Origin of the sequence: Brevundimonas sp., from assembly GCF_965279155.1 — a bacterium.
GTDB lineage: Bacteria > Pseudomonadota > Alphaproteobacteria > Caulobacterales > Caulobacteraceae > Brevundimonas.
In genome coordinates this window covers 2,405,287-2,419,176 of record NZ_OZ257138.1, presented here as the reverse complement: position 1 = coordinate 2,419,176, position 13,890 = coordinate 2,405,287, and the positions used below count along the sequence as shown (strand labels likewise).

Here is a 13,890-nt window from a genome sequence, read left to right as displayed (position 1 = left end):
GAAATATTGATGACCACCACGCCCGCGCGCCTGCGCAAGGCCGTATTGCCCGTCGCGGGCCTCGGCACCCGCGTTCTCCCCGGCACCAAGACCACGCCCAAGGAACTGCTGAACGTCGTCGATCGGCCGATCCTGTCCTACATCGTCGAAGAGGCGCGCGAAGCCGGGATCGAGCACATCGTCTTCGTCACCGGCCGCTCCAAGGGCGCCATCGAGGACTATTTCGATCACCAGATCGAGCTGGAAGCCCAGCTCCTGGCCAAGGGCAAGATCGAAATCCTTGAGATGATGAACGCCGAACTGGCGTCCGCCGGCGAGATGAGCTTCACCCGCCAGATGCAGCCCAAGGGCCTGGGCCACGCCGTCTGGTGCGCGCGCGACATCATCGGTCATGAGCCGTTCGCCGTCATCCTGCCCGACGTGATCGTGGATTCGCAGCCCGGCGCCCTGAAGCAGTTGGCCGAGGTCTACGCCGAGACCGGCGGCAACATCATCGGCGTGGAATCGGTCGATATCGAACAGGCCCACAAATACGGCATCGTCGATCCCGTCGGCCGCGAGGGCAACCGGATCGAGATGAAGGGGATGGTCGAAAAGCCCGCCCCCGGCACGGCGCCGTCCAACCTGTCGATCTCGGGCCGCTACATTCTGCAGCCGGAAATCTTCGACCTCTTGGCTACCCAGGAACGCGGGGCCGGCAACGAGATACAGCTGACCGACGCCATGGCGCGGCTGATGCAGCACCAGGCCTTCACCGCCGTCGAATACGCCGGCGTGACCCACGACTGCGGCGACAAGATCGGCCTGCTGAAAGCCAATGTCGCCCTGGCCCTGAAACGGCCCGACCTGGGCGACGCCGCCCGCGCGGCGATCTCGGGCTTGCTGTAAGGGCGAACGCGGTGCCTCACCCTCCCCGTCCGGGGAGGGTGGCCGAGCAAAGCGAGGTCGGGTGGGGGCGGCAAGGCGACGCCCCACTGATCTGTCTTGCCTTCAGAAAAGTGCGCCCTTGCCGGGCCGCCCCCACCCGGTCGCTGCGCGACCACCCTCCCCGGAGCGGGGAGGGAGAAGATTGAGCAAGCGCGCTACGCCTGCTAACCCTCCGCCAAATCATCAGGAGACGAACCATGGCCACTTCCGAAGGCTGGGACATGCCGACCGGCGACCTCATGAAGGGCAAGAAGGGCCTGATCATGGGCGTGGCGAACTCCAGCTCCATCGCCTGGGGCATCGCCTCGCAGCTGGCGGCGCAGGGCGCGGAACTGGCCTTCACCTATATGGGCGAAAGCCTGGAGCGGCGCGTGCGCCCGCTGGCCGAAAGCGTCGGCGCCAAGCTGCTGATCCCGGCCGACGTCACTGACGACGCCTCGATGGACGCCGCCTTCGCCGAGCTGGAAAAGACCTTCGGCAACATCGACTTCGTCGTCCATTCGGTTGCCTTCGCCAACAAGGACGAGCTGAAGGGCAGCTTCGTGGACAACACCACGCGCGACAGCTTCCTGCTGGCCATGAACATCTCGGCCTTCAGCTTCGTGGACGTGTCCAAGCGCGCATCGAAGCTGATGCCGAACGGCGGCAGCCTGATCACCCTGACCTATCTGGGGTCCGAGCGGGTCATCCCGAACTACAACACCATGGGCGTGGCCAAGGCGGCGCTGGAGGCGGCAACCCGTTACATCGCGCGCGACCTGGGCCCCAAGAACATCCGCGTCAACGCCATCTCGGCCGGCGCCATGCGCACCCTGTCGCTGGCCGGCATCTCGGGCGGGCGCGGCCTGCACTCCAAGTCGGCCCAGTTCTCGCTGATCAAGGAAGAGACCTCGATGGAGGGCGTTGCGGGCGCGGCCCTGTGGCTGTGCTCGGACCTGGGGCGTTCGACCACGGGCGAGGTCGTCCACGTCGATGCGGGCTTCCACGCCGTGGGCCTGCCGGACGACATGGAAGGTTGATCGGGGCGGCCTGATCAGGCTCTTCCGGCGTTCACGGTGACGGTTTAAGGCCGGGGCATGACTGCCTCGGCCTTTTCCATGCGCGCCCTGCCCGCCTCCGCCTTTTCGTCCGCCGCCGTGGCGACGCTGATCGGGTTCGGCGGAACCGTCGCTCTGGTCGTGCAGGCGGGACAGGCGCTGGGCGCGGACGCCGGTCAGATCGGATCGATGGTGACGGCCCTGTGCCTGGGCATCGGCGTGCCGGGGGCCCTGTTGAGCTGGCGGTTGAGGATCCCCGTGGTCCTGGCCTGGTCAACGCCGGGCGCGGCCCTGCTGGCGGCCTCGACGCTGGGCCTGTCATGGCCGACGGCGATCGGCGCCTTCGTCTTCGCTGCCCTGCTGATGATCCTGACGGGGCTGATCCCGGTCCTGGGGCGGTTGGCGGCGCGGATACCGGCGGCCATCGCCTCGGCCATGCTGGCGGGGGTGCTGCTGCCCTTCGTGCTGCGGCTGTTTAAGGTGGTGCCGGACGAGACAGTTCTGGTCGTCGGACTGGTCGCGCTGTTTCTGGTATCGCGACGCCTGTGGCCGACCTGGGCGCTGCCGGCCGTGCTGGGGGCCGCCTTTGCGGTTCTGGCGATACGGGGACAGTTGGCCCTGCCCGCCGGGACGGGCCTGTTCGGCCAGCTGGAGCCCGTGGCTCCCGTCTTCGACTGGAAGGCGGCCGTCAGCCTGGGCTTTCCGTTGTTCCTGGTGACGCTGGCGGCGCAGAACCTGCCGGGGCTGGTCGTGTTGCAGAGTGCGGGCTATCCACCGCCCGCCAACCGGCTGATCCTGTCCACCGGCGTCGCCAGCCTGCTGATCGCCCCCTTCGGCGGGCATGGGGTCAATCTGGCGGCGATCACGGCGGCGATCTGCACCGGGCCTGACGCACACCCCGACCCCGCGCGACGTTGGGTCGTGGGCGTGATCTATGGCGGCTTCTATCTGGTCGTGGCCCTGTTCGCCGCGCCACTGGCCGGGCTGTTCATCGCCATGCCGCCGGCCGTGCTGGCGGCTGTGACGGGTCTAGCCTTGGTCGCGCCGCTGACCGGCGCTCTGCAAAGAATGGTGGTCGAGACGGCGTCACGAGAGGCAGCCGTGCTGACGTTCGCCGCGGCGGCTTCGGGCCTGGCCCTGTTCGGGGTGGGATCGGCCTTCTGGGGCCTGTTCGTCGGCTTTGCAGCCCTGGCTGCCGGACGCTGGATCAGACCGCAGGCCTGACCCAGCACCTCTCTATTTTAGCCTATCGCGCTTCGCGCGACTTGAGGCGCGTTAGTCGCGCAGCGACGCCGGCACCTGACCGCCGTTTTCAGCCAGCTTCTTCCAGACCGCCTTGGACAGGGCGATGTTCTGTTCGGCCGAACCGTGCTCGCCGGCATGGACGTTCAGCTCTTCCGCCAGTTCCTTGCGGGCCGCCAGGCTGGAATCCAGGTCCAGCAGCTTCAGCAGGTCCACGATGGACGTGCGCCAGTTGCCGCCGCCGCCCTTGGACGCCGCCAGATCGCTGAGCACCGCTTCGACATCGACGGGCGGCAGGGCCGGAGCGGCGGTCGGAGCCGCCGCGCCGGGCGTCGGCGTCACGCTGGCGGTCGGCGTGGGCGCCGATGCGGGGGCCGCCTTGGGCTTGTGGCCCGTGATCTTGTTCCAGATCGAAGAGAAGATACCCATCCGTCGCGCTCCTGTTTGTGTCGTCAGATAATGCCCGCCGGGCACGACGGTTCAGTGACGCGCCGGAATCTCCAGTCCGCGCTGCACGGCGGGGCGCGCCAGACCGCGTTCCAGCCAGGCGGCGACGCGCGGGAAGTCCGCAAAGCCGACGATCTCGCCCGCCTCGTAAAACCCGATCAGGTTGCGGATCCAACCCAATGTGGCGACGTCGGCGATGGAGTAATCCCCGACGATCCAATCCCGGCCCTCAAGCCGCGTCTCCAGCACGCCCAGCAGGCGGCGGCTTTCGGCGACGTAGCGGTCACGCGGGCGCTTGTCCTCGTAGTCCTTGCCGGCGAAGCGGTGGAAGAAGCCCAACTGGCCGAACATCGGGCCGATGGCGCCCATCTGGAACATGACCCACTGGATCGTTTCGTAGCGGGTCGCCGGATCGGTCGAGAGCAGCTTGCCCGTCTTTTCCGCCAGATAGATCAGGATGGCGCCGGATTCGAACAGGGCCAGCGGCTGCCCGCCCGGCCCGTTCGGGTCGAGGATGGCGGGGATCTTGCCGTTGGGGTTCAGCGACAGAAACTCCGCCCCCCAGGTCTCGTTCTTTGTGATGTCGACCAGGTGCGGCTCATAGGCCAGACCGACCTCCTCCAGCATAATGGACACCTTCACCCCGTTGGGCGTCGGCAGGGAATAGAGCTGGAGCCGGTCGGGATGCTGGGCCGGCCAGCGCTGGGTGATCGGGAAAACGGACAGGTCGGTCATGCGTTCAGCCTCGACTTGGTGATGAACATCCATGTCGGGGTCGCGCGCGAGGTTCGCAACTGTCATCGGCACGATTTGATCGCGGGCTTGTGTCTGGAACCGTACGGGAGACGATGCCAGCTTGGCCGTGACCGATCACAGGTCGCAGGAATGGAGACGCCCGATGGCGCACAAGTTCGAAGTCTATCAGGACAAGGCCGGCGAATACCGCGTCCGCTTCAAATACAATTCCGAGGTGATCTTCTCGACCGAAGGCTATTCCGACAAGTCGGGCGCCAAGCGCGCGATCGAGTCGATCAAGAAGCACGTGGGCGACGCCCCTGTTGAAGACGCCTAATCGGGCTCCCGCTCGCCTACCTCGGTCGGCGGCGCGGCCAGAAGCCAGCCGTCGGCCAGGTGCAGCTCGGGCGTCGCTTCCTTGGTGAAGGGCAGATACCAGGTCGGGCCGCCCGTCGCGGGGGCGATCTCCAGCATGTCGTCTGCGCCGAAATTCTGGACCGACTTGACTGTGCCCAGGCCGGCGCCTGCCGTGTCGCGGACCTCGACGCCCAGCAGGTCGGCAAGATAGAATTCGTCCTCTTCCGGTTCCGGGAAGTGGGCGCGGGGGACGTGCAGCTTTAGCCCACGCAGGGCGTCGGCCTGTTCTTTGGTCGTGATCTCCTTGGCCCGGCCGACGACGCCTGCCTTGTCGGGCCGCGTCGAGGTCAGGGTCAGGGCCACCGTGCCGTCGGCGCGCAGCAGCGGACCATAGGCGGTCAGGGCCAGGGGATCGGCGGTGAAGGCGGTCACCCGCACCTCGCCCCGCACGCCGAAAGCGCCGCCGATCTGGCCGACGAGGATCAATCTGCTGTCCGTGGTCATGGTCGTCCTTAGCGCATGAAAAAGGCGGCGTCGAAAGACGCCGCCTCGATCATCGTCAAACCGAAAGGCTTAGCCTTCGGCCTTTTCTTCGGTCGTTTCTTCAGCAGCCGGAGCGTCTTCGGCGGCGGCTTCAGCAGCAGGCGCTTCTTCAGCCGGGGCTTCTTCGACAGCCGGAGCGGCAGCAGCGGCGGCGGCTTCTTCCTTGGCGCGAGCAGCGGCTTCAGCGGCCTCGACCTTGGCGGCGGCTTCGGCTTCCAGGCGGTCGGCTTCGCGCTGGGCGCGTTCAGCGGCGCGCTCTTGCGCCTTCTTGCCGGGCTGGGCCTTGTTCGGGTTGTTGGACTGAGTCCACTTGACCTTCTGGCCCAAGGTCTCGTCCTGCGACAGGAAGCGGGCGACGCGGTCGGTCGGCTGGGCGCCCTTGCCGAGCCATTCGGCGATACGCTCGACCTTCAGGGCGACGCGCGGGGTGGCGCCGTCCTTGGGCAGCATCGGGTTGTAGCTGCCGACCTTCTCGATGAACTTGCCATCGCGCGGCGAGTGCGAGTCGGCGACGACGATGTGATAGTAGGGGCGCTTCTTGGCGCCGCCGCGGGCCAGACGAATCTTCAGCATTTTCAGGTCTCTTTCCAGGTAGTCGTTATTTCTTGGGAGGGAAGCCCGGAAGGCCAGGCAGGCCTCCCGGAAGTTGTCCGCCACCCAATCCGGCGAGCCGGTCCTGGATGGCTTTCAGTTCGTCGGCGCTGGCTTCCGGCGTCTTGCCGCCGCCCAGGGCCTTCAATCGGTTCAGATCGGCGCCGCCGCCCCCCATTCCGGGAATGCCGCCGCCACCGCCGAGGCCGCCCAGCATGGCGGCCATCTGCTGCATCTTCTTGGGTCCGCCGCGCGCCATCGACTTGACCACATCGGCCATCTGGCGGTGCTGCTTCAGGATCCGGTTCACGTCCTGCACATCCACGCCGGCGCCGGCGGCGATGCGCTTCTTGCGGCTGGCGTTCAGCAGGTCGGGCTTCTTGCGCTCGGCCTTGGTCATCGACGAGATGATGGCTTCCTGGCGCAGGATCATGCGGTCGTCGATGCCGCTTTCGGCCATCTGGCCCTTCATCTTGGCCACGCCGGGCAGCATGCCCATTATGCCCTGAAGCCCGCCCATCCGCTTCATCTGCTGAAGCTGGCCAGCCAGGTCGTCCAGATCGAACTGACCCTTGGCCAGCTTCCGGGCCATCTTCTCGGCCTTGGCCTGGTCCAGATCCTGGCTGGCCTTTTCGACCAGGGCGACGATATCGCCCTGGCCCAGGATGCGGCCGGCGACCCGGCGGGCGTCGAACACGTCCAGCGCATCGACCTTTTCGCCGGCGCCCAGATATTTGATCGGCAGGCCGGTGACGGCCCGCATCGACAGCATGGCGCCGCCGCGACCGTCGCCATCGGCGCGGGTCAGGACGAGGCCGGTCAGGGGCAGGCGGGCGTGGAAGGCGGCGGCGGTGCGGACCGCGTCCTGGCCGGTCAGGCTGTCGGCGACCAGCAGGGTCTCGACCGGCTTGGCGATCTCGGCGACCTCGGCCACCTCGTTCATCAGCCCTTCGTCCAGAGTGATGCGGCCGGCGGTGTCGAGGATCAGGACATCGAAGCCCTGAAGCTTGGCCGACTGCAGCGCCCGGCGCGTGATCTGGACCGCGCTCTCGCCCGCCACGATGGGCAGGACGGCGACGTCGATCTGTTTGCCCAGCTGGGCCAGCTGTTCCATCGCGGCCGGACGACGCGTGTCCAGCGAGGCCATCATGACCTTCTTGCGATCAAACTTGGTCAGGCGCAGCGCCAGCTTGGCCGAGGTCGTGGTCTTGCCCGACCCCTGCAGGCCGGCCATCAGCACCACGGCGGGCGGATTGGCGTTGGTGTTGAGCGGGACCGGCTCTTCGCCGCCCAGCATCTCGATCAGGCCGTCATAGACGATCTTGACCACCTGGTCGGCCGGGCGGACCGAACGGATGACCTCTTCGCCCGTCGCGCGCTCGGTGGCGAAGGCGATGAATTCCTTGACGACGGGCAGGGCGACATCGGCCTCAAGCAGGGCCACGCGCACTTCGCGCATCGCCTCGGCGACGTCCTTTTCGGACAGGGCGCCGCGTCCGGTGATCCGGTCGAAGACGCCTGTCAGCCGCTCGTTCAGAGCCTCGAACATTCACTACCTCGTGGCGACGGGTGAAGCGGCTCCATACGACAACGGCCTCTGGCGACGATCACGTCGGCAGAGGGTTCTCGCCGGGCTCGTCTCATCGAAATGAGGGTCGTCCCGGTGGAGACGCAGGTTCACTTGCGTCGGAAGCGGCGGCTTATGGAGGAAAACAAGGCGGAAGGCAACCGGAGCGAGTCGGTCACGCTTTAATCCTGATCTTCGTCACGGCATTTAGCGGATTGTCATCATCGTGCTAAGAGCCCCGCCCTTTATAGGGGCGGCGATGTCGCCAACGTTTTTGACTTCAGGAGAAGCACGCATGAGCAAGGTGCTGGTTATCGGCGCAGGCGGCGTCAGTTCGGTGGCCGTCCACAAGATGGCGATGAATGCGGACATCTTCTCGCATATCACCCTGGCGAGCCGCACCAAGTCGAAGTGCGACGCCATCGCCGAGTCCGTGAAGTCGCGCTTTGGCGTGAGCATCGACACCGCCGCCATCGACGCCGACGACGTGGCGGCGACCACCGCCCTGATCAAACAGGTGCAGCCCGAACTGGTCGTGAACCTGGCCCTGCCCTACCAGGACCTGGCCATCATGGACGCCTGTCTGGCGGCCGGAGTGAACTATCTCGACACCGCCAACTACGAGCCGCGCGACGAGGCCAAGTTCGAATACAAGTGGCAGTGGGCCTATCAGGAGCGTTTCAGGGACGCCGGTCTGATGGCGCTGCTCGGTTCGGGTTTCGACCCCGGCGTGACCTCGGTCTTCGCCACCTACACCAAGAAGCACCTGCTGGATTCCATCGAGACGCTCGACATCCTGGACTGCAACGGCGGCGACACGGGCCTGCCGTTCGCGACCAACTTCAACCCCGAGATCAACCTGCGCGAAGTGACCGCCCCGTCGCGTCATTGGGAAAGCGGCCAGTGGGTCGAGGGCCCGGCGTTGAGCCACAAACAGGTCTTCGACTTCGAGGGCGTGGGTCAGAAGAACATGTACCTCATGTACCATGAGGAACTGGAATCGCTGGCGAAATTCTACCCCGAGATCAAGCGCATCCGCTTCTGGATGACCTTCGGCGACAGCTACCTGAAACACCTCGAAGTGCTGGAAAACATCGGCATGACCTCGATCGAGCCGATGATGTTCCAGGGCCGCGAGATCATTCCGATCGAGTTCCTGAAGGCCCTGCTGCCGGAACCTTCGTCGCTGGGTCCGATCACCAAGGGCAAGACCAACATCGGCACCATCGCCACGGGCGTGAAGGACGGCGTGGCCAAGACGGTCTACGTCAACAACATCTGCGACCACCAGGAAGCCTATGCCGAGACCGGCAACCAGGCCGTCAGCTACACTACCGGCGTGCCCGCCATGATCGGCGCGGCCCTGATGCTGACCGGCCAGTGGAAGGGCGCGGGCGTGTTCAACATGGAACAGCTGGACCCCGATCCCTTCATGGACATGCTGAACAAGCACGGCCTGCCGTGGCAGGTTCAGGACCTGGACGCCCCTCTCGACTTCTAAGGCTCAGACCATGGCCATGCAGACCCAAGCCGGCGGACCGGGCGCCTTCGCCCGGTTCGATCTGAACCGCGTCCCCTCGCCCGCCTTCGTGGTGGACGAGGCGGCGGTGCGTCGTAACCTGTCGGTCCTGAAGGACGTTGGGCAACGCGGAAACGCGCGGGTTCTGCTGGCCCTGAAGGCCTTTTCCATGTGGTCGCTGGCCGACGTCGTCGGGGAATACCTCGACGGCGTCTGCGCCTCTGGCCTGTGGGAGGCGCGGCTGGCGCGGGAGTTCTATCACGGCCACCTGACCACCTATTCGCCGGCCTACAAGCCGGCGGACCTGCCCGAGATTCTGCGTCTGTCGGACACGGTCATCTTCAACGCGCCCGATCAGATCGCCCGTTTCGCCGACATGATCGCGACGGCACGGGGCGAGGGCGAGACGTTCGACATCGGCCTGCGGCTGAACCCCGAACATTCCGAGGCCGAGGTCGCCAAATACGACCCGTGTCAGTTCGGTTCGCGCCTGGGGTTCCCGGTGTCGCAACTGAGGCCGGAACATCTGGACGGCGTCGACGGCCTGCACATCCATGCCCTGTGCGAACAGGGGTTTGAGCCGCTGGAGCGGATCTGGGCGGCGGTGGAGCCGACGCTGGCGCCGCTGCTGGCCGATCTGAAATGGATCAATCTGGGGGGCGGGCACCATGTCACGCGGGCCGATTACCGGCGCGACGATCTGGCCGCCTTCCTGCGCCGCCTGGGCGAGACCCACGGGCTGGAGGTCTATATCGAGCCGGGCGAGGCGGTGGCGCTGGACGCCGGCATACTGATCGGCGAGGTGCTGGACACCTTCGAAAACGGCATCGCGGTCGCCATCACCGACATCTCCGCGACCTGCCACATGCCCGATGTGATCGAGGCGCCCTATCGTCCGGCCATGCTGAACGAGGGCGAGGCGGGCGTGACCTATCGCCTGGGCGGGCCGTCGTGCCTAGCGGGCGACATCATCGGCGACTACGTCTTCGAGACGGCGCCGACGGCGGGGACGCGGATCGCGTTTCTGGACCAGGCCCACTATTCGATGGTGAAGACCAACACCTTCAACGGCGTGCCGCTTCCGGCCATCGCCCTGTGGAACAGCGAGACGGACGCGCTGACGCTGGTGCGTGAATTCGACTATTCGGAATTCCGCGACCGCCTGTCCTAGACGCAAGAAAAAGGGCGGCTCGGACCGCCCTTCCCTGACCTATTCTTCCTTCGGTTCGTCCGCCGCTGGCTCGGCATCGGGCTTGGGCTCGGAGCCCGGCTCGGTGACGACGATGCCTTCGGGCGCAGCCGACAGTTTCGTCAGATCGCCGCCGGCGCGCAGCACGTCCAGCGCCCGCTCCAGCTGGTAATCCTTTTCCTTGTCGAAGCTCTCGCCGGGGGCCTCGCGCGGCGTGTGCGGACCCTTGCGCTCAGCGCCGATGGAGGCGTCCAGCGCCGTGGCGTAGGCGGCCTCGGAATAGATGAAGCTGGAGCGTGAGACGATGCGGGCCTCGGCCTCGGACCGGGCGACCTCCAGGTCCGGCTCGATGCCGATCTTCTGGATCGAGGCGCCCGACGGGGTGTAGTAGCGCGCGGTCGTGATCGACAGGGCGCCGTCCTGGCCCTGGCGCAGCGGGATCACCGTCTGGACCGAGCCCTTGCCGAAGCTGGTCAGACCGACGACGGTCGCGCGCTGATGATCCTTCAGGGCGCCGGCGACGATTTCCGACGCCGAGGCCGAGCCGTAGTTGACCAGCACGACCAACGGCAGGCCGCCGGTGATGTCGCCGGGCTTGGCGGAATAGCGCTGGATCTGCTCAGGCTTGCGCCCGCGCTGGCTGACAATCTCGCCGCGTTCCAGGAAGGCGTCGGACACGTCGATGGCCGCGTTCAGCAGGCCGCCGCCGTTGTTGCGCAGGTCAAGGACATAGCCCTTCACGCCCGGCTTCTCGGCCTTGATCTTGGCGATGGCCTCGTTCAGCTCGCGCCCGGTGTTTTCGTTGAAGGTCGAGACGCGCAGATAGCCGAAGTCGCCTTCAACCCGGCCAGTGACCGACTGGACCTTGATGACCTCGCGGGTCAGGACGACCTCCAGCGGATCCTCGCCGTCGCGCAGGAAGGTCACCTTGACGCTGGTGCCTACCTCGCCGCGCAGCTTTTCCGACACCTGGCTGACCGTCAGGCCAGCCGCGTTCTGACCCTCGATCGAGGAGATGACGTCGCCTGCCTGGACCCCGGCCTTGGCGGCGGGGCTGTCGTCCATCGGCGAGATGACCTTCACCATGCCGCCGTCGGCGCTGATGGTCAGGCCGACGCCCGAATACTGGCCCTCGGTGCGCTCGCGCAGCTCGTCGTAGTTGGAGGGCGGCAGATAGTTGGAGTGCGGGTCCAGCGCTGTCATCATGCCGGCCAGGGCGGCCTCGATCAGCTTCTTGTTGTCGACCGGGACGACATAGGCCTGCTCGACGATGCCGACCACGTCGCCGAAGAGCTCCAGCATGCGGAAGGTTTCGTTGCGAGGGGTCTGGCTGCTGACAGCAGCGGCGGATCCGCCGAGCACCAGTGCGGCGCAGCCGACGAGGAGCAGTTTACGCATTCGGTCTCTTTCGGTCGGGCCGATCATTCAAGGCGCCCGTGGGAAGGGTAAGGCGGTGCAGACACGACCAAATCGTGGCGACGCAGCGTTACGCCGATAAAATCAGCGTCAGGTGGGAAAGCAAGCGCTTATCTTGATACGCATCTTATACGCCCGTCATCCTCGGCCTTGTGCCGAGGATCCACGGTCGGGCTGACACAAACATGGAAGCTCCGCACAAAGTTGGGCACATCTGCATCAACGAGAGGGCTGACAGGTGGGTCCTCGGCACAAGGCCGAGGATGACGGCGGTGAAACCTACTGCAACCACGGTCCCGGATCGATGGGCCGTTCGTCGCGACGCAGCTCGAAATAGATGTCGCCGTCCGGACCGCTGCGGCCCAGGGTCTGGCCGTCCGACACGCGGGCGTCCGATGCCACATCCACGCTGTCCAGCCCGGCGATGACCGCGCGCCAGCCGGGGCCGAGGTCCAGCACCACCACATTGCCCCATCCCGTCAGAGGCCCGGCATAGGCGACCTTGGCGTCGGCGGGGGCCGTCACGGCCGCCCGGTCGGCGCGCCAGCGCCAGCCGGAGGTTCCCGCGCCCCAGGTCTGGCTGGGCGCGCCGGAGAGGGGCGGACTGAGGCGGGCGCGGCCGGCGGGCAGGCGGGCCGTGGGGGTTTCCGCCGCCTGGGTGGTCGGCACGGCCCCGCCCAGCTCGCGGATGCGGCGTTCCAGCACGGCGGCGGCGCGCTCGGCCGCGCGGGCCTCGGCGTTCAGCACGGCGGTCAGGGCGGTCTTGCGCGCCGTCAACCCCTCGATCTCGCCGCGCCGGTCCCCCTGTTCGCTCTCGGTCGTCAGAAGCCGCTCGGAGGACAGGACGGCGAGGCGGCGGATGCGCATGATCTCGGCCTGGCGCGCGCCCAGGGCCTTGGCGCGGTTTTCCAGGTCCGGCGTCATGGCCTTGAGCAGGATGGAGGCGCGCACCGTGTCGATGGCCTTGTCGGCGGGCACCAGCAGCGGCGGAGGCGGGCGGCGGCTCATCATCTGCAGCGCACTGAGCAGACGGCCCTGGGCGCCGCGTTCGCGGGCCAGGTCGGTGACCAGCTCGGCCTCGCGTTCGGTCAGTTGCTGCAGGCGGGCGCGCTGGTCGTCGATCTGGCGGTCGTCGGTCTGTTCGTCGGCGCGCAGCGAGGCAAGGCGGCGCTCCAGCTGGGCCAGTTCGGACTTGGCGGCGTCGGCGTCGGCGCGCAGGCGGCGCGCGCGCACCGCCTCGTCGCGATATTCGGCCTGGATGCGCGACAGCTCGCTCTCGGGCGCCTGACGGCTCATCGCCGGAACGGCGCAGACGAAACCCGTCAGCAGGGCCAGCGATAGGGGAATGGCGCGACGCATGTCAGTCGCGATGATAGGGCGATCCGGCCAGGATGGTCACGGCCCGATACAGTTGTTCCGCCAGCATGGCGCGGGCCAGGGCGTGGGGCCAGGTCTGGGGTCCGAAGGCCAGGGTCGAGGACGCGGCCGCGCGCACGCTCTCGTCCAGCCCGTCCGCCCCGCCGATGGCGAAGACCAGGCGGCGTTCGCCCTGATCGCGCAGCTTGGCGATGTGGTCGGCGAAGGCGCGCGAGGAATAGGTCCTGCCCCGCTCGTCGCAGGCGATCAGATGCGATCCTTCCGCGGCGGCGAGGATCAGCTCGGCCTCCGGCGCCTTGCCCGGCTTGCGGGCTTCTAGGTCGATCAGTTCGAGGGGACCGAGGCCAAGCGCGCGTCCCGACAGGGTGGCGCGCTTGGCGTAGTCGTCGGCGAGCGTCGCCTCAGGCCCCCGGCCCGGTCGGCCGATGGCGACGATGCTCAGCTTCACGGTCTTAGTCGCGGACCATGCGGTGGGCGGAATCGACGGCCCAGATCTTTTCGATATTGTAGAAGGTGCGCACTTCCGGGCGGAACAGATGCACGATCACGTCGCCGGCATCGATCAGGACCCAGTCGCAATGCGGCAGGCCCTCGACCTTGGCCTTGCCCAGACCGTTTTCCTTCAGCGTGCGCAGCAGGTGGTCGGCGATGGCGCCGACATGACGGTGCGAACGGCCAGACGCCACGATCATGGTGTCGGCCATGGCGCTTTTGCCCTTGAGGTCGATCAGCACCATGTCCTGGGCCTTGTCCTCGTCCAAGCGGCTCAGGATGGCTTCTTCAAGCGGGGTTGCGCCGACGGGGCGCGGAGCGGAATCGTCGAAACCGCGCGGGGAGGCGTCGGATTCAAAGCCGTCTTCGGAATGGAGAGGTTCGATAGCGTCCATCTCGTGCGCCGTGTTCGAGACGGCGGCGTCTTGCGTATCATACGCGGGCGAGGGGG

15 protein-coding genes are annotated in these 13,890 nt (G+C 67.0%); 6 read left to right on the top strand and 9 right to left on the bottom strand.

Features of this window, described 5'->3' with window-relative positions; translation table 11 throughout:
* Window positions 1-9: 9 nt before the first annotated feature.
* From galU to ACQY72_RS11540, 3 genes are all read left to right on the top strand, one after another.
* The gene (galU, locus tag ACQY72_RS11550) at window positions 10-888 is read left to right on the top strand and encodes a UTP--glucose-1-phosphate uridylyltransferase GalU (protein WP_428153696.1); all 879 of its coding nucleotides are present in this window, start codon (window positions 10-12) and stop codon (window positions 886-888) included.
* Window positions 889-1,148: 260 nt separating this feature from the next.
* On the top strand, window positions 1,149-1,946 hold the full coding sequence (locus ACQY72_RS11545) for an enoyl-ACP reductase FabI (RefSeq protein WP_428156703.1): 798 nt from the start codon (window positions 1,149-1,151) through the stop codon (window positions 1,944-1,946).
* 57 nt (window positions 1,947-2,003) lie between these two features.
* Complete coding sequence (locus ACQY72_RS11540) at window positions 2,004-3,188, top strand: benzoate/H(+) symporter BenE family transporter (RefSeq protein ID WP_428153695.1); 1,185 nt, start codon at window positions 2,004-2,006, stop codon at window positions 3,186-3,188.
* 51 nt (window positions 3,189-3,239) lie between these two features.
* Here the strand turns inward: ACQY72_RS11540 and ACQY72_RS11535 are convergent, their stop codons facing one another.
* Together ACQY72_RS11535 and ACQY72_RS11530 are read right to left on the bottom strand one after the other, a co-directional pair.
* Complete coding sequence (locus ACQY72_RS11535) at window positions 3,240-3,635, bottom strand: DUF3597 domain-containing protein (RefSeq protein ID WP_428153694.1); 396 nt, start codon at window positions 3,633-3,635, stop codon at window positions 3,240-3,242.
* A 51-nt stretch (window positions 3,636-3,686) separates the two neighbouring features.
* Window positions 3,687-4,388, bottom strand: coding sequence for a glutathione S-transferase N-terminal domain-containing protein (locus ACQY72_RS11530; protein ID WP_428153692.1), 702 nt, complete (start codon window positions 4,386-4,388; stop codon window positions 3,687-3,689).
* 163 nt (window positions 4,389-4,551) lie between these two features.
* On the opposite strand from ACQY72_RS11530, the gene ACQY72_RS11525 reads away from it, so the two are divergent.
* Window positions 4,552-4,725, top strand: coding sequence for a YegP family protein (locus ACQY72_RS11525; protein WP_312084158.1), 174 nt, complete (start codon window positions 4,552-4,554; stop codon window positions 4,723-4,725).
* On the opposite strand, the gene rimM is transcribed toward ACQY72_RS11525, so the two are convergent.
* From rimM to ffh, 3 genes are all read right to left on the bottom strand, one after another.
* Window positions 4,722-5,249 (bottom strand): ribosome maturation factor RimM, encoded by a 528-nt coding sequence (gene rimM / locus ACQY72_RS11520; RefSeq protein WP_428153690.1) that lies wholly within the window; start codon window positions 5,247-5,249, stop codon window positions 4,722-4,724. The two genes, ACQY72_RS11525 and rimM, sit on opposite strands and share 4 nt — an antisense overlap.
* Before the next feature lie 69 nt (window positions 5,250-5,318).
* Complete coding sequence (rpsP, locus tag ACQY72_RS11515) at window positions 5,319-5,861, bottom strand: 30S ribosomal protein S16 (RefSeq protein ID WP_428153688.1); 543 nt, start codon at window positions 5,859-5,861, stop codon at window positions 5,319-5,321.
* A gap of 25 nt (window positions 5,862-5,886) precedes the next feature.
* Entirely contained in the window at window positions 5,887-7,428 is a 1,542-nt protein-coding gene (gene ffh / locus ACQY72_RS11510) for a signal recognition particle protein (RefSeq protein WP_428153686.1), read from the bottom strand.
* Window positions 7,429-7,741: 313 nt separating this feature from the next.
* Between ffh and ACQY72_RS11505 the strand changes: the two genes are divergently transcribed.
* Both ACQY72_RS11505 and ACQY72_RS11500 read left to right on the top strand, forming a co-directional pair.
* Window positions 7,742-8,947 carry a saccharopine dehydrogenase C-terminal domain-containing protein gene (locus tag ACQY72_RS11505; RefSeq protein ID WP_428153685.1) on the top strand — a complete coding sequence of 402 codons (1,206 nt, stop codon included), beginning with the start codon at window positions 7,742-7,744 and terminating at the stop codon, window positions 8,945-8,947.
* A gap of 16 nt (window positions 8,948-8,963) precedes the next feature.
* On the top strand, window positions 8,964-10,136 hold the full coding sequence (locus tag ACQY72_RS11500) for a carboxynorspermidine decarboxylase (protein WP_428153684.1): 1,173 nt from the start codon (window positions 8,964-8,966) through the stop codon (window positions 10,134-10,136).
* A gap of 39 nt (window positions 10,137-10,175) precedes the next feature.
* On the opposite strand, the gene ACQY72_RS11495 is transcribed toward ACQY72_RS11500, so the two are convergent.
* The 4 genes from ACQY72_RS11495 to rsfS all read right to left on the bottom strand — a co-directional run bounded on the left by ACQY72_RS11495 (window position 10,176) and on the right by rsfS (window position 13,834).
* Window positions 10,176-11,552: a S41 family peptidase gene (locus ACQY72_RS11495; protein ID WP_428153683.1), complete on the bottom strand. Its 1,377-nt coding sequence runs from the start codon at window positions 11,550-11,552 to the stop codon at window positions 10,176-10,178.
* Between the two features lie 297 nt (window positions 11,553-11,849).
* Complete coding sequence (locus ACQY72_RS11490) at window positions 11,850-12,929, bottom strand: murein hydrolase activator EnvC family protein (protein ID WP_428153681.1); 1,080 nt, start codon at window positions 12,927-12,929, stop codon at window positions 11,850-11,852.
* A gap of 1 nt (window position 12,930) precedes the next feature.
* On the bottom strand, window positions 12,931-13,395 hold the full coding sequence (gene rlmH, locus ACQY72_RS11485) for a 23S rRNA (pseudouridine(1915)-N(3))-methyltransferase RlmH (protein ID WP_135194509.1): 465 nt from the start codon (window positions 13,393-13,395) through the stop codon (window positions 12,931-12,933).
* 4 nt (window positions 13,396-13,399) lie between these two features.
* Complete coding sequence (rsfS, locus tag ACQY72_RS11480) at window positions 13,400-13,834, bottom strand: ribosome silencing factor (RefSeq protein WP_159847318.1); 435 nt, start codon at window positions 13,832-13,834, stop codon at window positions 13,400-13,402.
* Window positions 13,835-13,890: the final 56 nt, after the last annotated feature.